This is a genomic window from Paraburkholderia sp. FW306-2-2C-D06C (genome assembly GCF_058781505.1).
Genome location: NZ_JBYSWU010000005.1, coordinates 180,680 through 198,027, shown reverse-complemented (window position 1 = coordinate 198,027; position 17,348 = coordinate 180,680). Strand labels below are relative to the sequence as shown.

General features: G+C 65.4%; 17 protein-coding genes and 1 tRNA gene. 6 read left to right on the top strand and 12 right to left on the bottom strand.

Features of this window, described 5'->3' with window-relative positions; genetic code table 11:
* Nucleotides 1-200: 200 nt before the first annotated feature.
* Nucleotides 201-914, bottom strand: a complete 714-nt coding sequence (locus tag AC3WLT_RS06020) for an ArsR/SmtB family transcription factor (RefSeq protein WP_492590989.1) — start codon at nucleotides 912-914, stop codon at nucleotides 201-203.
* Nucleotides 915-1,117: 203 nt separating this feature from the next.
* Here AC3WLT_RS06020 and AC3WLT_RS06015 point away from each other — a divergent pair, with 203 nt between their 5' ends.
* The 4 genes from AC3WLT_RS06015 (at nucleotide 1,118) to AC3WLT_RS06000 (ending at nucleotide 4,404) form a co-directional block, all read left to right on the top strand.
* Nucleotides 1,118-1,261 carry a hypothetical protein gene (locus AC3WLT_RS06015; protein ID WP_492590988.1) on the top strand — a complete coding sequence of 48 codons (144 nt, stop codon included), beginning with the start codon at nucleotides 1,118-1,120 and terminating at the stop codon, nucleotides 1,259-1,261.
* A 157-nt stretch (nucleotides 1,262-1,418) separates the two neighbouring features.
* A complete protein-coding gene (locus AC3WLT_RS06010; RefSeq protein WP_492590987.1) occupies nucleotides 1,419-2,672 on the top strand; it encodes an MFS transporter in 1,254 nt (417 codons plus the stop codon).
* Complete coding sequence (locus AC3WLT_RS06005) at nucleotides 2,672-3,739, top strand: GlxA family transcriptional regulator (protein ID WP_492591018.1); 1,068 nt, start codon at nucleotides 2,672-2,674, stop codon at nucleotides 3,737-3,739. Before AC3WLT_RS06010 ends, AC3WLT_RS06005 begins: the two co-directional genes overlap by 1 nt.
* A 158-nt stretch (nucleotides 3,740-3,897) precedes the next feature.
* Entirely contained in the window at nucleotides 3,898-4,404 is a 507-nt protein-coding gene (locus AC3WLT_RS06000) for an acyl-CoA thioesterase (protein ID WP_028199238.1), read from the top strand.
* Nucleotides 4,405-4,550: 146 nt separating this feature from the next.
* Here AC3WLT_RS06000 and fumC read toward each other — a convergent pair whose 3' ends face one another.
* The 4 genes from fumC to AC3WLT_RS05980 form a co-directional block, all read right to left on the bottom strand.
* Complete coding sequence (gene fumC / locus AC3WLT_RS05995) at nucleotides 4,551-5,951, bottom strand: class II fumarate hydratase (RefSeq protein WP_492590986.1); 1,401 nt, start codon at nucleotides 5,949-5,951, stop codon at nucleotides 4,551-4,553.
* Between the two features lie 231 nt (nucleotides 5,952-6,182).
* Nucleotides 6,183-7,142: a ketopantoate/pantoate/pantothenate transporter PanS gene (gene panS, locus AC3WLT_RS05990; protein ID WP_492590985.1), complete on the bottom strand. Its 960-nt coding sequence runs from the start codon at nucleotides 7,140-7,142 to the stop codon at nucleotides 6,183-6,185.
* 319 nt (nucleotides 7,143-7,461) lie between these two features.
* On the bottom strand, nucleotides 7,462-8,883 hold the full coding sequence (locus tag AC3WLT_RS05985; RefSeq protein ID WP_492590984.1) for an MATE family efflux transporter: 1,422 nt from the start codon (nucleotides 8,881-8,883) through the stop codon (nucleotides 7,462-7,464).
* A gap of 262 nt (nucleotides 8,884-9,145) precedes the next feature.
* Entirely contained in the window at nucleotides 9,146-9,364 is a 219-nt protein-coding gene (locus AC3WLT_RS05980; RefSeq protein WP_492590983.1) for an RNA-binding S4 domain-containing protein, read from the bottom strand.
* A gap of 306 nt (nucleotides 9,365-9,670) precedes the next feature.
* Here AC3WLT_RS05980 and AC3WLT_RS05975 point away from each other — a divergent pair, with 306 nt between their 5' ends.
* Together AC3WLT_RS05975 and AC3WLT_RS05970 are read left to right on the top strand one after the other, a co-directional pair.
* Nucleotides 9,671-10,129, top strand: a complete 459-nt coding sequence (locus AC3WLT_RS05975) for a hypothetical protein (RefSeq protein WP_492590982.1) — start codon at nucleotides 9,671-9,673, stop codon at nucleotides 10,127-10,129.
* Between the two features lie 351 nt (nucleotides 10,130-10,480).
* Nucleotides 10,481-12,610 carry an ATP-dependent helicase gene (locus AC3WLT_RS05970; protein WP_492590981.1) on the top strand — a complete coding sequence of 710 codons (2,130 nt, stop codon included), beginning with the start codon at nucleotides 10,481-10,483 and terminating at the stop codon, nucleotides 12,608-12,610.
* A gap of 108 nt (nucleotides 12,611-12,718) precedes the next feature.
* On the opposite strand, the gene AC3WLT_RS05965 is transcribed toward AC3WLT_RS05970, so the two are convergent.
* From AC3WLT_RS05965 to fdxA, 7 genes are all read right to left on the bottom strand, one after another.
* Nucleotides 12,719-13,489 (bottom strand): DUF4088 family protein, encoded by a 771-nt coding sequence (locus tag AC3WLT_RS05965; protein WP_492590980.1) that lies wholly within the window; start codon nucleotides 13,487-13,489, stop codon nucleotides 12,719-12,721.
* Between the two features lie 282 nt (nucleotides 13,490-13,771).
* On the bottom strand, nucleotides 13,772-14,095 hold the full coding sequence (locus tag AC3WLT_RS05960; protein ID WP_492590979.1) for an AzlD domain-containing protein: 324 nt from the start codon (nucleotides 14,093-14,095) through the stop codon (nucleotides 13,772-13,774).
* Nucleotides 14,092-14,853 (bottom strand): AzlC family ABC transporter permease, encoded by a 762-nt coding sequence (locus AC3WLT_RS05955; protein WP_492590978.1) that lies wholly within the window; start codon nucleotides 14,851-14,853, stop codon nucleotides 14,092-14,094. The genes AC3WLT_RS05960 and AC3WLT_RS05955 overlap by 4 nt, the downstream gene beginning before the upstream one ends.
* 100 nt (nucleotides 14,854-14,953) lie before the next feature.
* Nucleotides 14,954-15,778, bottom strand: coding sequence for a helix-turn-helix transcriptional regulator (locus tag AC3WLT_RS05950; RefSeq protein ID WP_492590977.1), 825 nt, complete (start codon nucleotides 15,776-15,778; stop codon nucleotides 14,954-14,956).
* 99 nt (nucleotides 15,779-15,877) lie between these two features.
* The gene (locus AC3WLT_RS05945; protein ID WP_492590976.1) at nucleotides 15,878-16,357 is read right to left on the bottom strand and encodes a CreA family protein; all 480 of its coding nucleotides are present in this window, start codon (nucleotides 16,355-16,357) and stop codon (nucleotides 15,878-15,880) included.
* A gap of 224 nt (nucleotides 16,358-16,581) precedes the next feature.
* A tRNA-Asn gene (locus tag AC3WLT_RS05940) sits at nucleotides 16,582-16,657 on the bottom strand.
* Nucleotides 16,658-16,771: 114 nt separating this feature from the next.
* A complete protein-coding gene (fdxA, locus tag AC3WLT_RS05935) occupies nucleotides 16,772-17,095 on the bottom strand; it encodes a ferredoxin FdxA (RefSeq protein ID WP_492590975.1) in 324 nt (107 codons plus the stop codon).
* Between the last annotated feature and the right edge of the window lie 253 nt (nucleotides 17,096-17,348).

Genomic DNA, 17,348 nt, shown 5'->3' with positions numbered 1-17,348 from the left:
TTTCTCCGACGGCGCCGCATTTTGCGGCGTCCGTGAATCAACTCTACCCGCACGGTTTGTTTCAAGGCTCCCAGTTTTGTAAGGCTCCCTCACCAGCGTGTAACAAAAGGTCTCAATGCCGGTCTCAATGCCTCTATTCCACCTTTTCCTGTAAGGCAACTGCGGCGTTTCTGTAATTGAAACGGGTCTGAAATGCAGCCTCATGCGGCCAGAAACGCATCGAAATGCCGATGACCGGCCGGCGTGATGCGCAGGATGCGCGGCCGCTCGGTGCGCTCGACCCAGCCGCGGCTCGACCACGAATCGAGCAGCGCCGCGCCGAGCGCGCCGCCCAGATGCGGACGCCGCTCGCTCCAGTCGGGGCAGGTGCAGGCAAAGCGGCGCCGGCGGGTGTGCTGGACGGCCATGTCGATACCCCATTCGGCAAAGCGCTCGGCGCCCTCGGCGGTGGCTTCGAGCGAAGTGCCGTGCAGCGTCAGCAGGCCGCGCTCGACCAGCCGTTCATACACGCGCACCGACAACTCGCCCGCCATGTGGTCGTAGCAGGTGCGCGCATAGCGCATGTCGACCGGCACAGTTCGCGCCGGGCGCGGTACCGGCCGCTGCTGCGCGCTGACTTGCGCGACGTTGGCGAGCGCTTCGATCGACGCCGCGATATCCGGCGACGCGATCCGGAAATAGCGATGCCGGCCACGCACTTCGAGCGCGAGCAGGCCGCCGTCGGTCAGGCGCGCGAGATGGGCGCTGGCCGCCGACGGCGACAGCCCCGCGATCATCGTCAGTTCGCCGGCCGGGCGGGCGCTGCCGTCCATCAGCGCCCATAGCATCGCGGCGCGGCCCGGGTCGGCGAGCAGCGCGCCGATACGGCTCAAACCTGGGAAGTGACTCTGTTCGTCTGCAAGGGGGGCGGGCATCGGGCGTCTCCGGTGGGCGGCGCGTGCATGGCGCCATACAGCTCACTGTATCTGTCTGCGGTATTCGATGTTTCAGCTTAGCGTGAATGATGGAATGCGACAGTTACGAAAAGACGGTGGGCGCGGGCCGGCAGTGGCGCTTGCGGCGCCGCGCCGGGCCGCCAGGCTAGAATCGAAGTCTGTCTTTGCGGGAACACGCCGTCATGAAACTTCTTTTTGCCGTCGCCGCCGCGGTCCTGCTATTCAGTGCGTGCGCGCAGGGCGGTTCGGGGTCGTCGTCGGGTGCGGGCACGGGCAGCATCACCATGTACGGCACCATCGACGAAGGCATCACCTTTCATAAATGAGCCCGCGTGGCGCGATCACGGTTCGCGGCGGCCAAGGGCAATAGCAATGGCAATGAATGGCAATGGCTGGCTGGAATTGATGCATCATTGTCATTTCTGCCATCATCGGCCATGTGACGATTCGGGCATCGCCACTTCCGCCGCTCGAGCTCGACCGATGCCGCCATCCGCTGCTCCCTTTCTTGCCGCCGCTAACGCCGGCTCCCGTCATTCCGACCCGCACGGCCGGCGCGCCGCGCGCGTGCTGGCGGTTTGCCAGGCGCTGTACACCTCGTCCGTTTCCATCGATCTGACCTTGACCGGCCTCGTCGGCTATTCGCTCGCCGACGACAAGGCGCTCGCAACGCTGCCGTTTTCGCTGATCACCGTCGCTGCCGCGCTGACCACGATCTTCGCGTCGTTCCTGATGGCGCGGATCGGGCGGCGCGCGGGCTTCGTGCTCGGCGCGGGCGTCGGCGCGCTGGGCGGCGCGGTTTCGGTGTGGGCGATCTTTCACCACAGTTTCTGGGCGTTTTGCGCCGGCACCGCGACGGTCGGCGTGTTTCAGGCGTTCGCGCAGTATTACCGGTTGGCCGCCGCCGATGCCGTTGGGATCGACGGCAAGAGCCGCGCGATTTCGACGGTGCTCACCGGCGGGGTGGTGGCCGCCGTCTGCGGGCCGTTGCTGGCCGCGTGGAGCAAGGACTGGCTCGCGCCGGTCGCGTTCGCGGGCTCCTATGCGCTCGTCACCGGCTTCGGCCTTGCGTCGATTGCACTGCTGGCGCTGCTGTATCGCGACGCCGCGCCGTCCGCGAGCGTGGCGATTGCTCACGAGCCCGCCCGGCCGCTCGGCGAGATTGTGCGCCAGCCGATCTTCGCCGCGGCGCTCGCCAACAACGCGCTCGGCTACGCGGTCATGATGTTCGTGATGACTGCGACGCCGATTGCCGCGGTCGCTTGCGGCCATACGATCGGCGACGGCGCGGCGATCATCCAGTGGCATCTGGTCGGCATGTTCGCGCCGTCGCTGTTTTCCGCGCGGCTGATCAAGCGCTTCGGCGTGCTGCCGGTGATCGGCGGGGGGATCGCGCTGTCGGCGCTGTGCGGCGTGTTCGCGTTGCGTTCGACCGATCTGCCGTATTTCTACGCGGCGCTCGCGTGCCTCGGCGTCGGCTGGAATTTCATGTTTGTCGGCGGCACTACGCTGCTCGCGCAATCGTATCGGCCGTCCGAGCGCGCCAAGACGCAGGCGGCCAGCGAATTCACCACCTTTGCGTTCTCCGCGCTGGGTTCGTTGTCCGCTGGGCAATTGCTCGCGCATTTCGGCTGGGCGACGATCAATACGGCGATCTTTCCGCTGCTGGGCGCAGCGGCGCTCGCGACGCTTGCCTATGCGTGGTCGCGCAAGCGCTCGGCGGCGGTGCTTTCATGATGCCCGTTCGCCACATCGTCTTCGCGGTCGCCCCCGACCTCGTGCTGCTCGACGCGAGCGGTCCGCTCGAAGCGTTCTGCCGCGCCGAATTGACAGTCGCTGCCACTGTCTCCGCCGGATCTGGCGGCAAGCCCCCGGCTCCAGTGGCTTACCGAACCACCGTCGCGTCGATCGAAGGCGGCGTGCTGCAAACCTTTCCCGGCCTGCCGGTCGTCACCGAACGGCTCGACTCGCTCGACGACCAGCCGATCGACACGCTGATCGTCCCCGGCGTCCCGATCGACGAACACTGCACCTTGCAGCCTGAACTCGTCGCGTGGATCAAGCGCCGCGCGCCGCAGGTGCGGCGCGTGTGCTCGGTGTGCACGGGCGCCTTCTATCTCGCGGCGGCGGGCCTGCTCGAAGGCCGCCGCGCGACGACCCATTGGCGCAACGCGGCCAACCTCGCGCGCCGCTTCCCCAAAGTGCAGGTGGACGCCGATCCGATCTTTATCCGCGATGTACGCGAGAGCACGGATGAGGGCGAGGGCGGCGTGATCTGGACGTCGGCCGGCGTGACGGCGGGCATCGACCTGGCCCTCGCGCTGATCGAAGAAGACGTGGGCCACGCGGTCGCGATGCAGGCGGCGCGTCGTCTCGTCGTCTTCATGAAGCGGCCCGGCGGCCAGTCGCAATTCAGCGCCGCGCTGGCGGCGCAGGCATCGGCGGGCGGGCCGTTCGAGGCGCTGCATAGCTGGATGGCGGCGCATTTGCGCGACGACCTGTCGGTCGAGCGGCTGGCCGAGCGCGCGCAGATGAGTCCGCGCACGTTCGCGCGGCGCTACGTCGACGAGGTCGGCCGCACGCCGGCCAAAACCGTGTCCGCATTGCGGCTGGAGGCGGCTTCGCGGGCGCTGGCGGAATCGCGCCGGCCGCTCAAGCGGATTGCGCTCGACTGCGGTTTCGGCAGCGAACAGAATTTGCGGCGTGCGTTTGTGCGGCGCTTCGGCGTGCTGCCGCTCGATTACCGGGAGCGCTTTGCGTCGGCGGTGGCGCGGCGGCCCACGGCGGCTTCGGCAGCGGGCTGAGAGGCGGCCTGATCGGTCACGCGAGCGGCGTTGAAGCAAGCCAGGCTAAAGTTAGACGAAAGTCTGACGGCGCCCCACGCCTGTACAGCGCGCGATGAAGTCAATATTGCGCTCGTATAATCGGCTCCTTTCAATGCATCCGATTGACCGGAGTCAAGATGAGCACCCCTGCCTTAGCGCCGCTGGACCGTTCCGAAACCACTTTCCGCTTTCTCGCCGAGCCCAGCTCAGTCAACTTCGGCGGCAAGGTGCACGGCGGCGCCTTGATGAAGTGGATCGACGAGACGGCGTATGCGTGCTCGGCGGTGTGGTCGGGGCGCTATTGCGTGACGGTCAGCGTCGGCAACATCCGCTTTCGCCGGCCGATTCTGGTCGGCAATCTGGTCGAGCTGCGCGCGCGGGTCGTCGCGACGGGCCGCACCAGCATGCATATCCACGTGTCGGTGCAGGCGGGCGATCCGAAGGGCGGCGAGCTGCTGCAAACCACGGATTGCCTCGTCGTGATGGTCGCCGTCAACGAAAACGGCCACCCGGTGCCGGTGCCGGCGTTCGTGCCGGAGACAGACGAACAGAAACGTCTGGCGAAGTACGCGATGGACGTGAAGGAAGCGCTCGACGCGATCGTCGAGCTGAAGCCGGAAGAAGTGGCGCAGGGGAAGGTTTAAGCGCCGCTTCCGGGTATCCCGGCAGTTACAGGCGTCACGGGCATCACCGGCATTACGGGCGGGCCAGGCGCTGAAACCTGATCGCGCGCCGCCCGCCGGACAGCGCTAGGCGTTAAGCGCTCAGCGCTCAGCGCGATTCGGCGCGCTCAGGCCGCCGAATGTCCGACCATATCGTTGGGCCGCACCCATTCGTCGAATTGCTGCTCGGTGACAAAGCCGAGCGCCAGCGCGGCCGCCTTCAGCGTCGTGCCTTCCTTGTGCGCTTTTTTCGCGATCTTCGCGGCCTTGTCGTAGCCGATGTGCGGATTGAGCGCCGTCACCAGCATCAGCGATTCGTTGAGCAACGTATCGATGCGCTCGCGATTCGGCTCGATCCCCACCGCGCAGTTGTCGTTGAAACTGTGCGCGCCGTCGGCGAGCAGGCGGATCGATTGCAGCACGTTGTGCGCGATCATCGGCCGGAACACGTTCAACTCGAAGTTGCCGCTCGCGCCGCCGATATTCACCGCGACATCGTTGCCGAACACCTGCGCGCAGAGCATCGTCAAGGCTTCGGACTGGGTTGGATTGACTTTGCCAGGCATGATCGAGCTGCCCGGTTCGTTCTCCGGAATCGACAGTTCACCGAGACCGCAACGCGGGCCGCTCGCGAGCCAGCGAATATCGTTGGCGATCTTGTTCAGGCTCGCGGCCACCGTCTTCAGCGCGCCGTGCGCGAACACCAGCGCGTCGGCCGCGGCCATCACTTCGAATTTGTTCGGTGCCGACACGAACGGCACACCGGTCAGCTTCGCGATTGCCGAGGCCACTTTGGCCGCGAACTGCGGATGCGCGTTCAAACCGGTGCCGACCGCCGTGCCGCCCTGCGCGAGTTCGTACAGATGCGGCAGCGCCGACTCGACATGACGGATGCCGTGATCGAGTTGCGCCACATACCCTGAAAACTCCTGGCCCAGCGTGAGCGGCGTCGCGTCCTGCAAGTGCGTGCGGCCGATCTTGACGATGTCGGCGAATGCTTTCGCTTTGGCGTCGAGCGTGTCGCGCAGCGTGTTCAGCGCGGGCAGCAGATGCTTGACGATGCCGTAAGCGGCGGCCACGTGCATCGCTGTCGGAAACACGTCGTTCGACGACTGGCCGCGATTGACGTCGTCGTTCGGATGCACCTTGCGCGCTTCGCCGCGCTCGCCGCCGAGCAGCTCGCTCGCGCGATTTGCGATCACCTCGTTGAGGTTCATGTTGGTCTGCGTGCCGGAGCCGGTTTGCCAGACTGCGAGCGGGAATTCTTCCGGATGTTTGCCGTCGATGATTTCGTCGGCCGCCTGCATGATCGCCTTCGCCCTGCTTTCGTCGAGCATGCCGAGGTCGAGATTCACTTCGGCGGCGGCGCGCTTGATCACGGTCAGCGCGGTGATCAGTTCGGGCGATTGCTTCTCGGTCGAAATGCGGAAATTCTGCAACGAGCGCTGCGTCTGCGCGCCCCAAAGGCGGGCGTTCGGCACGGCGATTTCACCGAACGTGTCGCGCTCCATTCGTACGTCTTCAGTCATGGTTCAACTCCGCTTCTCAAAGTTGTGCGTTGACGGGCAATAGGGAGAATAGTCCTGTTAGCACATTCCGGTAAAAACCCGCTTGCGGATCGAAGAGGTACGTGCGGCGGGCGCCGTCTTCGACGTCGGTCCTTGTTTTTGCTTTTTTGCCTTTGGGGCGGCGGCATCTGGTGATGTGCCGGAAGGCGTGCAGACAGAATGCGTCGTGCCGCCTCCCCGGCATCGGTGAAATTAACCGCGCCCGGCGTTCAATCCCTGTGGGCCATCCTGATTGGTAGAACCTTTAGCGGGACGTCCCGCCCAGTACCCGGCAAGCAACGAGCCGGAAAGGTTGTGCCACACCGAAAACAGAGCACCGGGCAATGCCGCGATAGGCGTGAAGTAGAGCTTCCCAAGCGTCGCGGCAAGCCCCGAATTCTGCATGCCCACTTCAATAGCGAGCGTCCGGCAAACGGCTTCGTCGAAGCCCAGCAAACGACCGCCCCAATAGCCGCCGAGCAGGCCAATGCCGTTGTGCAGCACGACGCCGAGCATCACCACGAGGCCGACCGACGCAATGCTCTTCTGCGTGCCGCCCACCACCGCACCGATGATCAGCAGGATCGCCACCATCGAGATCAACGGCAGAACCGGCTCGACCTTGCGCACTGCCTTGCCGAACAGATGATTGACGACGAGGCCGATCACGATCGGCAGCGCGACGATCTGCAGAATGCTCATCAGCATGCCGTGCACGTCGACGGCGATCGACGCATCCACGTAAAGGCGCGTGAGGAGCGGCGTCGCGAACACGCCGACCAGCGTCGACAACGCGCTGATCGTCACCGACAACGCGACGTCGCCGCGCGCCAGATAGATCATCACGTTCGACGCCGTGCCGCTCGCGACGCTGCCCACCAGCACCATGCCTGCAGTCAGATCGGGCGGCATGCGCAGCGCCTTGGCGATCACCCACGCGGCCAGCGGCATCACGAGGTAATGCAGCACGATGCCGGCGATGACCGGCGCGGGCCGCGTGAAGACGCGCTGAAAATCGGCCACCGATAAGGTGACGCCCATCGCCAGCATGATGATCGTCAGGAGCGTGGTGACGTGCGGCGCAATGCCGGTGAAAGAGGCGGGCGAAGAGTATGCGGCAATCGAAATGAGCACCGCCCAGAGGGGAAATAAACGGGTGACGCGGGCAAGCATGACGGGTGGTCCTTGGTTCTGGTTTTATGGTGAATGTCGAGGGTCGGTCGATCGGCACGCTGTCAGTCGCGGCAGGTGCTCGGGGTCCCGCTCGCGATGAGCGGCAGGCCCTGGCGGCGGATGATGAGCCGTTGGGCGGCGCGGGCCTTCGTGAGGAGCGCAAGCGGCGTCGCGCGGGTGCGCGCGTATTTGCCAAACGCGTGTCAACGCGTGCCAAAGCGCGCATTTTACAGTTCGAGGCGCCTTAGCCGGGATTCGTTGGTTGCGCGTGCAACCGGATTCCCGGCGCGGCCAACCAACCATCCGTGCTTTGCCTAGCTCAAGCGGACTGAGCGGGCGGCCGGGTGGGCGCAGAGGATGCGGGCGGCACGCGCCGCAAGCTCAGCTTGTGAAAGCGCAGCGTCATCAATAGCGCGACGCTGGCGAGGCCCGCCGCGAGTCCCCACCACAGGCCGCGTGCGCCGAGGCCGAAGTGAAACGCCAGCGTATAGCCGGTCGGAAAGCCGATCGCCCAGTAACCGAACGACGCGACGATCATCGGCACGCGCGTGTCCTTCAAACCGCGCAGGCAGCCCGAGCCGACCGTCTGCATGCCGTCGACGATCTGGAAGATCGCCGCCACGCCGAGCAGCGAACTGGCGAGTGCAATCGTCGCCGCATTGGCCGGGTCGTCGAGATGCAGATACAGGCCGACGATCCAGTGCGGCGCGGCGATCAGCACGATGCCCGACAGCGTCATGAAGCCGACGCCGAGCGCCAGCGCGACGAAACCCGCGTGGCGCGCAGCGAGCGGCTGCCCCGCACCGGACCAGAAGCCGACCCGCACGTTGGCCGCCTGGCCGATCGCGAGCGGCACCATGAAGGCCACCGAGGCGACGTTCAACGCTATCTGGTGCGCAGCCAGTTGCGACTCGCCGAGCAACCCGACCATCAGGCCGGTGGCGAGGAACAGCGTCGATTCGACACCGTAGGTGATCGCAACCGGCCAGCCGATGCCGAACAGCTCGCCCATCAACGGCACGTTCGGCCGCGTCGCGACAACGAAATGGCGATAGCGCGGCCGCAGATGCAGCAGCGCCATCAGCACCAGCGCGCTTAGCCAGACCGTGATCGTGGTGGCCGCCGCCGAGCCGAGAAAGCCGAGCCGGGGCAGACCATAGGCGCCGTGGATCAGCCCGTAGTTGAGAAAACCGTTCACGACGACGCTCACGAGCGACACCCACAGGAGCCGCCTGGCCGCGCCGATCGCCGGCAAGAACGAACGCAGCAGCCCCACGCCGATCAGACTGCCGAGCGCGCCCCAGCGCAGGACCGCCGCGTATTCGCCGACGTTGTGCGCGAGCAGCGCGGGCTCGCCGAACGCCAGCAGGACCGGTGTGGCGAACGACAGCAGGAAGAACGCCGGCACCGACAGCAGCACCGACAGCACGAAGCCGGTCCAGTAGATATGCGGCACGCGGCCCTCGTCCTGGGCGCCGCGCGCGTGCGACACGCTCACGCTGACCGAGGTCAGCACGCCTTGCAGCAGCGTGACCACGACAAAGAACAGATTCGCGCCGAGACCGCCGGCGGCGAGCGCGTCGGGACCGAGCGAGCCGAGCAGGATCGTGTCGGTGACGCCCATCGCCATTTGCGACAGCTGCGCGATGGCGAGCGGGGCGGCGAGGCGGGCGGTGTCGGCGGCGTGGCGGGTCAGGGTCGGCGGCCGGGCGGCCACCCTGGTGAAGCCGGATTGAGTCATTGAGCGCTTAACGGCGGAAGTGGCGACAGACCGACGGCCAGAGCGAGCGGGACAACTCGGGACAACTTGGGACAACCAGAGCGATCAGGGCGGCGGCTGCGAAACACGGCTTGGCCGCCGAGTGCGCAGGGTCGCTGTCAGCTGACTGTTTGTCTGTCGAAACCAACAGCTTATTGCCTGGGCGCGGCAATGTCGATGGAGCAGGCACAAATTTGGTGCGCGTACGGGCTCCGGATTCTCGGAGTACGGCGCCTCCCGCGCATCAAGCTTCGTGCACCGCGATCCGCGTATCGCCGAGCAATACCACTTGGCCCGCGCGGATTTTGCAGGTCTTACGCGTTTCGACCTGGCCGTCGACGGTCACGGCGCCGTCCGCGACCATCATTTTCGCCGAGCCGCCGCTGTCCGCGAGGCCCGTTATCTTCAGGAGATTGTGCAGTTCGACGTAGTCGTCGGTCAGTGTGAAATCGAGGTTGGGCATGGCGTTTGCGCCTTCAGGCAAAGGGTTCGCATCATAAGCCAGAAGCTTGCCCTGGATCGGCGTCCACGTGGATTTCCCGTCGTGCATAGGCATTTGCAAGCAGATGTTATGTACTTGTCAGAAAATGAAACGTTCCGTAACACTGGGTGTTTCTCGCGAACTTCACTCCGAAAGGGGCGGTCTGTAGAAAAGCCTGCTGGATTTTTCCCGCATTCTCCAGCAGGCGGCAGACCGGGCGAGGCACGCATCGATACGTCACGCCAGAGTCGACGCCCGTGTCCTGACAACTTTAGAGAGGAAACAATCATGACCCAGATTCGTACGCTCCTGATCGGTACCGCCCTTACTGCCTTTGCCGCGACCGCCGCTGTCGCTCAGACCGCGGCGCAACCGGCCGCCGGCCTCTCCGCGCAGGCACAGGTTCAGACCCAAGGCGCCGATCTAGCACCCGCAGCGCCTGCCGCGCAGGGCGTGCAGCCGGTCACGCCGGCTCCGACCCGTCTGACGGCGCCGGGCTCGACCGACCCGCTGGTTCAGAAGCGCGACGCCGATGCGCAGGCTAACGCCGAATTCCGGGCGCAGAAGAAGTCGTCGAAGGCTGAACTGAAGGAACAGCAGAAGGCTGCCAAGTCGCAATACAACCAGCAGGTGCGCAACGCCAGGATCAACCAGAAGGCGGACAAGCAGGCCGCCAGCAACGAAATGAAGATGAACATGCAAGGTCAGGCAGCCGATCAGGATGACGGCGCTGATGTGAAGCACTAATAAAGCACTAAGCGCGTTGTGCTGAGGCGTCGATAGCGCGGTTCAAGGCGCGCGAGCCGACGCCGGCAAGGCGAACGCCGGCGACAATCCGGCTGACGCGGAGCAGCATGAGGCGCTAGCCGAAGGCAGGGCATGGTGAACGCCTTGCCGTCTCACGGTGAAAATGGTCCGGTGCGCCCGGGCCATTTTTTTCGCTGGCGCGTGTGCTTTCGCGCGGCGCGGCGCGGCGCGAGCCACCGCGGCGCCACCGCGTAAAAAGGGTCGCTTGCCGGCTGAGGTTGTATGGATATACAGTGTGCGTCGCCCGTTCTCTAACCGACTCCACGCATCCTCTCTAGCGTCCAATCCACTGTGCCCACCGTTGCCGAATCCTCGTCGCCGTTCGATACCGCCGCCTGGCTGGCAAAGCTCAACGACGCGCAGCGCGAAGCCGTCGAGTACGGCGCCAAGACGCCCAACGAGCCGCTGGGCGCGCTGCTGGTGATAGCGGGAGCGGGCTCGGGCAAGACCAATACGCTGGCGCACCGGGTCTCCAATCTGGTGGTCAACGGCGCCGATCCGCGCCGCATCCTGCTGCTGACGTTTTCACGCCGCGCCGCGCTCGAAATGACCCGCCGCGTCGCGCGCATCGCCGGCGCGGCGCTTGGCGCGCGCGCCGCGCTGGCACAAGGGCTGACGTGGTCGGGCACCTTCCATAGCGTCGGCGCGCGGCTGCTGCGCGAGTACGCGGATCTGATCGGCCTCGCGCCCGCCTTCACGATCAACGACCGCGAGGATTCCGCCGACCTGATGAATCTCGTGCGCCACGAGCTCGGCCTGTCCGCGAAAGAGCGGCGCTTCCCGGCGAAGGGCACATGCTTCGCGATCTACTCGCGCGTCGTGAACACCGGCGCGTCGCTCGCCGACGTGCTCAATCACGCGTTTCCCTGGTGCCGCGAATGGGAAGCCGATCTGCGCATGCTGTTCGCCGCGTATGTCGAAGCCAAGCAGAAGCAGAGCGTGCTCGACTACGACGATCTGCTGCTCTACTGGTCGCACATGGCCGCCGAGCCGTCGCTTGCCGCGGACCTGTCGGCGCGCTTCGATCACGTGCTGGTCGACGAGTATCAGGACACCAACCGCTTGCAGGCGTCGATCCTGCTCGCCTTGAAGCCTGACGGCCGCGGCCTGACCGTGGTCGGCGACGACGCCCAGTCGATCTATTCGTTTCGCGGTGCGACCGTACGCAACATTCTCGATTTCCCCGCGCACTTCAATCCGCCGGCGAGGCAGGTCACGCTCGAGCGCAATTACCGCTCCACCGGACCGATCCTGGCTGCGTCGAACGCGGTAATCGAACTCGCCAGCGAGCGTTATACGAAAAATCTGTGGACCGACAAGGCCTCAGCTCAGCGCCCGCGTCTGGTGACGGTCGCGGGCGAAGCGGATCAGGCGCGCTACGTCGTCGAACAGGTGCTCGAAGCGCGCGAACAGGGCATGAAGCTCAAGTCGCAGGCGGTGCTGTTTCGCGCCGCGCACCATAGCGCCGCGCTCGAAATCGAATTGACCCGGCGCAACATTCCGTTCGTGAAGTTCGGCGGCCTGAAGTTTCTCGATTCGGTGCACGTCAAGGATGTGCTGGCCGTGCTGCGCTGGGCGGAGAATCCGCGCGACCGCGTCGCCGGTTTCCGCGTCGTGCAGTTGCTGCCGGGCGTCGGACCGGCCACCGCGGCGAAGGTGCTCGACGAGGTCGTCGCCCGCGCAGGCACCGGTAATCCGGCCGACACCGCCGGCCGTGCGCTGGCCGCCTTCGCGCCGCCCGCCCGCGCGCAGGAAGACTGGCATCCGTTCGTGGCGCTCATGTCGAGCGTGTACGGCCGGCAGACGCCGTGGCCGGCGGAGTTCGAAATGGTGCGGCGCTGGTACGAGCCGCATCTCGAGCGCAATCACGAGGACGCGGCGATCCGTCACGCGGACGTGTTGCAGATGGAAAGCATCGCGGGCACGTACCCGTCGCGCGAACGCTTCCTGACCGAATTGACACTCGATCCGCCCGACGCCACCAGCGACGAATCCGGCGTGCCGCTGATCGACGAGGACTACCTGATCCTGTCGACGATCCATTCGGCGAAGGGGCAGGAATGGCGCAACGTGTTCGTGCTGAACGGCGTCGACGGCTGCATTCCGTCCGATCTCGGCACTGGCAGCGAAGAGGAAATCGACGAGGAGCGGCGCCTGCTCTACGTGGCGATGACGCGGGCGAAGGAAGACCTGCATATCGTCGTGCCGCAGCGCTTTTACGTGCACAACCAGACGCATATGGGCGACCGGCACGTGTGGGCATCGCGCACGCGCTTTATTCCGGCGCATCTGATGCCGCTGTTCGACGCCTACGCGTGGCCGCGCGTGCTGGTGCCGGGCGCGCCGACCGCTGCGGGGCTGGCGGCGGCCGCGCAGGCGAAGATCGAAATCGGCGCGAAGCTCAGGAAGATGTGGGATTGAGGGGGCGGTTCCCGGTCCGCGTGTCATTCAAGGCCGTCTTGACGCGGCCTCCCGCACCCGGTAACCGCTGCGGCCGCTGTCAGTTGCAGCTAGCCATCCCTGCCGCCGCTAGCGCGACTGCCGTTGCTGCTGCTGATGCGGCGCCGGGCGCGGCGGCACGAAGAAGTTGCGCAGCCACGCGGCGAGACGCGAGAACACGTCGTACGGTTCTTCGACAAAAATTTCCGGCTTCAGCAAGCGCAGATACTCCATGATCTGCTGCGCCTCCTGCTTCTGGAACGAGCCGTGCGAAATGCCCAGGCGCAGCAGCCCGCGCAGTTCGCCGAGCTTTTCGCGCGCGGTGCTGCCCACGCTCGTTTCGCACGCCACCTTGGCTTCGTAGACGCGCTGCCGCAGCGATTCCACCAGCCGCCAGGCCGGCGTCTGCATGATTTCCTCGAGCGCCTGAATGTCCTGCACCGCCCCCTTGATCTGCGCTGCCAGCGGATCGATCAGCGCGGCGTCGCCTTCCGCTTCCTTGACGATCGCGGCCGCCCAGTCGCGGCACTGCTTGGCCAGCTCTTCAGGCGTCCATTCCGAACGCGCCGCAAAACCGAAGCCGAATTCGCCCGCCTGTTGCATCAGGATCGCGACGACGTCCGGGAATTCCTTGTCCAGCGTGCGTTTCGCCCACGCGTACTGGCCGCCCTGCAACATCCGCTTCACCGCGTGTTCGGTCAGCGGCACCATATTGTCGAGCAGCTTGGCGCGCAAAAAATCTTCAAACGACGGCGTCGCGAACTGCGGGTCGAGCTTCAGCGATACCCGCAGAAAAGCGTCGAAGTCCTTGCGCAGCGTCGCAATGGTTTCGTCTTTGAGCGTGAGGGTGATTTGACCCATGTGTTATCCCGTTTGGTCCTGCCGCGCTGCATCGTCATGCCGTCCGTTCGCACACGGACCCTGTGAGACGCGACGCCAATGCCGGCGCGGTTGACTCCTGCCTGTTGCCGCGTAACCAGCGGGACGCATCCCGACGAGCGGACCTCGACTCCATAACGGCGGATTCAGGGAAAACTTAAGGGTGCGCGGACGATCGGCGGCGGCTTTAGAGGGATGCGCCACCCGCTGCACGCTGTTTGCGGCGGGTGGCGCCTGTGCCGCCTTCGACGCCGCCGTTGGCGCTTATTTAAGCACGACGCACTGCCAGACAAAAAAGACTGTCAGGCCGGCCGCGATGGTCAGCAGCGGCCGCCGCGTCAGCACGCTGACCACGACGGCGGCCAGCGCGCCGACGAGTTGCGGATTGCGCCAGGTCAGCTCGGCACCGTTGCCGTGCGGCGAGACCGCCATCGGCACGATGATCGCGGTCAACACGGTGACGGGCACGAAGCCGAGCGCGGTGCGCACGAACGGCGGAAACACCAGCCGGTCGCCGAGCACGAAGACGGCGGCCCGGATCACCCACGTGATGACCGCCATGCCGAGGATCAGAACGACATAGCTCATCGCGACGCCTCCGCGGTTTTCTGCTGATGCCGTTGGCGGGAATCCGACATCGACAGCAGGACCCCGGCCGCGACGCCCACGAACACCGCGCCGAGCAGCCCGAGCTTGTACGGCCACGCCTGCCAGAAGAACGCCAGTGCGCCTGCCGTGACGGCGGCGGCGAGATGGCGCAGCGCGACGAGTTGCGGCACGACGATCGCGATGAAGGTAGCGACCATCGCGAAATCGAGCCCGAGCGATTGCAGGCCCGGAAAGGCCGCGCCGAACAGCAGGCCGGCGACGGTCCAGAGCTGCCAGTTCAGATACATGGCCAGACCCGCGCCGAAGAAATAGTGCGGGCCGACCGTGCCGGGCGTGCGATGCCGGTAGTGTTCCCACGCGACCGCGAAGACTTCGTCGGTGAGCAGCGCGCCGAGCGCCCAGCGCCAGCGTGCGGGCAGATGCGCAACGTGTGGCGCGAGTGTCGCGCTATACAGCACGTGGCGCAGATTGACGACCAGAGTGGTCGCCCAGATCACCGCAAAACTGGCGTGACCGGCGATCAGGCCGAGTGCGATGAACTGCGCGGAGCCGGCGAACACGACCAGCGACATCAACTCGCCATGCCATAGATGCAGCGGGCCGGACGCGACCAGTGTGCCGAAGATCACGCCGAATGGCGCCGCGCCGACCATCATCGGAATGATGTCGCGCGCGCCGGCGGTGAATTCTTTTAAGTGGCCTGAGCTCGAGGGCTGGCCTGAGATGGGATGAGTCAATCTTGCCTCCTGGATTCGGGAAGCATAGCGGGCAGGCCGGAGGCGGGGCTTGTACGTTCTTGCGGTGGCGACAGGTCTCGTCGCGCGGGACGGTGTTGCCTCAGGTGCCTTGCCAGCGTCCCGGCGGCACACCGAACATGCGCCGGAAATGCCGCGTGAAATGGCTCTGGTCCGTGAAGCCGCTGGCCGCGGCGACATCCGTCACGGAAACGCCGGCGCGCAACGGCGCCAGCGCGCGTTGCAGGCGCACCTGGTTGCGCCACGCATGCGGCGGCAGGCCGGTGGTTTGGGTGAAAAGGCGCGCGGCGTGAAATGGCGATAGTCCCGCTGCGTGCGCGACTTCGGCCAGTGTGACCGGCGCCGCCAGATCGCCCGTCAAGCGCTCTTTCATGGTTGCTACGCGGGCGTCGTCGGCGGCGCGCGACGGCTCCGGCTGCGTCTGCGAGTAGCGGACCAGCAGCGTGGACAAAGCATCGAGCATTGCGGCTTCGGCGGCGAGCGGATCGTCGCCGGCCTCCAGCAGACGATGTGCGCGCGCAAGCCGCTGCGCCAGATCGGGATCGCGGATCACGCCCGGCGCGAACCATGGCAACGCTTGCGGCCGGCCGGCAACTTCATGGGCGAGCGCGTGGATGAAGTCGACCGGCGCATACATCACGCGATACCGCCAGCCCGCTTCCACAGCCTTCGAGCCGGTGTGCAGCTCGCCGGGATTGATGATCGGCACGCTGCCCGCTTCGGCGACATAATCCGCGCCGCGATACCGATAGCCTTCAGCACCCGCGACGATCACCGGAATCGTGTACGCGTCGTGCCAATGCGGCGTGAACTCGTGATCGTGATATTCGGCCGTGAGCAGGTCCGCGCCGGGCAGGAGCGGCGTTCGCCAGTAGCGGGCGGAATCCTGGAAACGATGGGCAGTCATGGTCGAAGTCCGGCTGGACCGGTCAGTTTAGCGCGCCGTGGCAGTTGCAGCGCGCTTTGCCAATGGGTTCGCCGGGTGCGTTTTGCCGTAGGACGGTCGTCACTTGACCGGAATCGCGGTGCCGGCCGGCATCGGCACGGCGGTTACGCTGTTTTTCGCGCTGCCGGTGGCGATGCGATCGCTATAGGTCAGGTAGACCAGCGTATTGCGCTTCGCATCGACCACGCGCACCACATGCAGCGACTTGAAAATCAGCGACATGCTCACGGAGAACACATCGGATTGCTGTTTCACCGGACCCGTGAAGTGAATCGCGCCCACTTGTCGGCAGGCGATCGACGCCTCGGTCGGATCTTCGGCGATGCCGAGCGTGCCCTTGATGCCGCCGGTACGCGCCCGCGACACATAGCAGGTCACGCCTTGCACCAGCGGATCGTCATAGGCGTCGACGACCACGCGGTCGGAGCCCGTTATGCGGAAGTTGGTATTGACGCTGCCGACCTCTTCACTGTGTGCGAGCGGCAGCAACAGGGCGCAGGCGGTGACCGCGAGCGAGACACGCAACAAGGTGGATTTCATCGGATTGCCGGGAATGAACGCAAGGGTTAGGCGCGAGAGTTAAACACAGGAAGCGCGCGGAGAAACAGCATCGTATAACGGCGTGCCGGTCAGGGGGCGAGGGCAAACGATATAGGCCGTTCGCCGGCCTTGCGACCGCGCGATTCGAGTGGCAGTCCTCCGGAGACGCTCGATCCGCCGAACCAAAACAAAAAGGCCCGCACGGATGCGGGCCTTCGAAATTTTGGCTCCTCGACCTGGGCTCGAACCAGGGACCTACGGATTAACAGTCCGGCGCTCTACCGACTGAGCTATCGAGGAACAGAACAACAACAGCAGAGAAGCGAAATTGTAGGAGCAGCTTAAGCGCCTGTCAATACCCTGTGTTCATCTCGATTTGATTCGAATGCAACGGCGGGTGACGGCCGCGCATGCTCAGCGTGCGAGCAGAGCCAGCTTTTCCTTCACGTCCTTGAATTCCTCGGCTTCCGGCAACGGCGCCTTGGTCTTGGTGATGCTCGGCCAGGTCTTCGCCAGATCGGCATTCAGTTCGATGAAGTTCTGCTGGTCGCCCGGCACGTCTTCTTCGGCATAAATGGCGTTTACCGGGCATTCGGCGACGCACACAGCGCAGTCGATGCATTCATCGGGGTCGATCGCGAGGAAGTTGGGACCTTCGCGAAAGCAGTCCACCGGGCACACATCGACGCAGTCGGTATAGCGGCACTTGATGCAGCTTTCGGTCACAACGTGAGTCATTCAGGCAGCTCCTGCATGCGGAATCAGGGAAGGCGGAAACGCCAAAAGCGATATTGTATCGTAACGTCAAGAGGCGGATGCGGCATCGGGCAAACGCTTTTATATGTTTTCGTGATTAGTTTATGGCGTCCGGCGCGACAGCCTGCCGGCGCGCTGAATCCGGGCGCATTCGGGTAACATGCGTCAGTTCGGTGCGCACGGGGCGCGCCGCACGCGCGTGGGTTGAGTCAGGCCTTTTCGTTTTCCTGCAGTC

Bases quoted from the DNA above. Each gene is read 5' to 3' on its own strand.
- AC3WLT_RS05945 (WP_492590976.1), bottom strand. From the start codon at position 16,357: ATGAAATCCACCTTGTTGCGTGTCTCGCTCGCGGTCACCGCCTGCGCC.
- AC3WLT_RS05965 (WP_492590980.1), bottom strand. From the start codon at position 13,489: ATGGGTCAAATCACCCTCACGCTCAAAGACGAAACCATTGCGACGCTG.
- AC3WLT_RS06005 (WP_492591018.1), top strand. From the start codon at position 2,672: ATGCCCGTTCGCCACATCGTCTTCGCGGTCGCCCCCGACCTCGTGCTG.
- fdxA (WP_492590975.1), bottom strand. From the start codon at position 17,095: ATGACTCACGTTGTGACCGAAAGCTGCATCAAGTGCCGCTATACCGAC.
- AC3WLT_RS05975 (WP_492590982.1), top strand. From the start codon at position 9,671: ATGACCCAGATTCGTACGCTCCTGATCGGTACCGCCCTTACTGCCTTT.
- AC3WLT_RS05980 (WP_492590983.1), bottom strand. From the start codon at position 9,364: ATGCCCAACCTCGATTTCACACTGACCGACGACTACGTCGAACTGCAC.
- AC3WLT_RS06015 (WP_492590988.1), top strand. From the start codon at position 1,118: ATGAAACTTCTTTTTGCCGTCGCCGCCGCGGTCCTGCTATTCAGTGCG.
- fumC (WP_492590986.1), bottom strand. From the start codon at position 5,951: ATGACTGAAGACGTACGAATGGAGCGCGACACGTTCGGTGAAATCGCC.
- AC3WLT_RS05960 (WP_492590979.1), bottom strand. From the start codon at position 14,095: ATGAGCTATGTCGTTCTGATCCTCGGCATGGCGGTCATCACGTGGGTG.
- AC3WLT_RS06010 (WP_492590987.1), top strand. From the start codon at position 1,419: ATGCCGCCATCCGCTGCTCCCTTTCTTGCCGCCGCTAACGCCGGCTCC.
- panS (WP_492590985.1), bottom strand. From the start codon at position 7,142: ATGCTTGCCCGCGTCACCCGTTTATTTCCCCTCTGGGCGGTGCTCATT.
- AC3WLT_RS05950 (WP_492590977.1), bottom strand. From the start codon at position 15,778: ATGACTGCCCATCGTTTCCAGGATTCCGCCCGCTACTGGCGAACGCCG.
- AC3WLT_RS06000 (WP_028199238.1), top strand. From the start codon at position 3,898: ATGAGCACCCCTGCCTTAGCGCCGCTGGACCGTTCCGAAACCACTTTC.
- AC3WLT_RS05985 (WP_492590984.1), bottom strand. From the start codon at position 8,883: ATGACTCAATCCGGCTTCACCAGGGTGGCCGCCCGGCCGCCGACCCTG.
- AC3WLT_RS06020 (WP_492590989.1), bottom strand. From the start codon at position 914: ATGCCCGCCCCCCTTGCAGACGAACAGAGTCACTTCCCAGGTTTGAGC.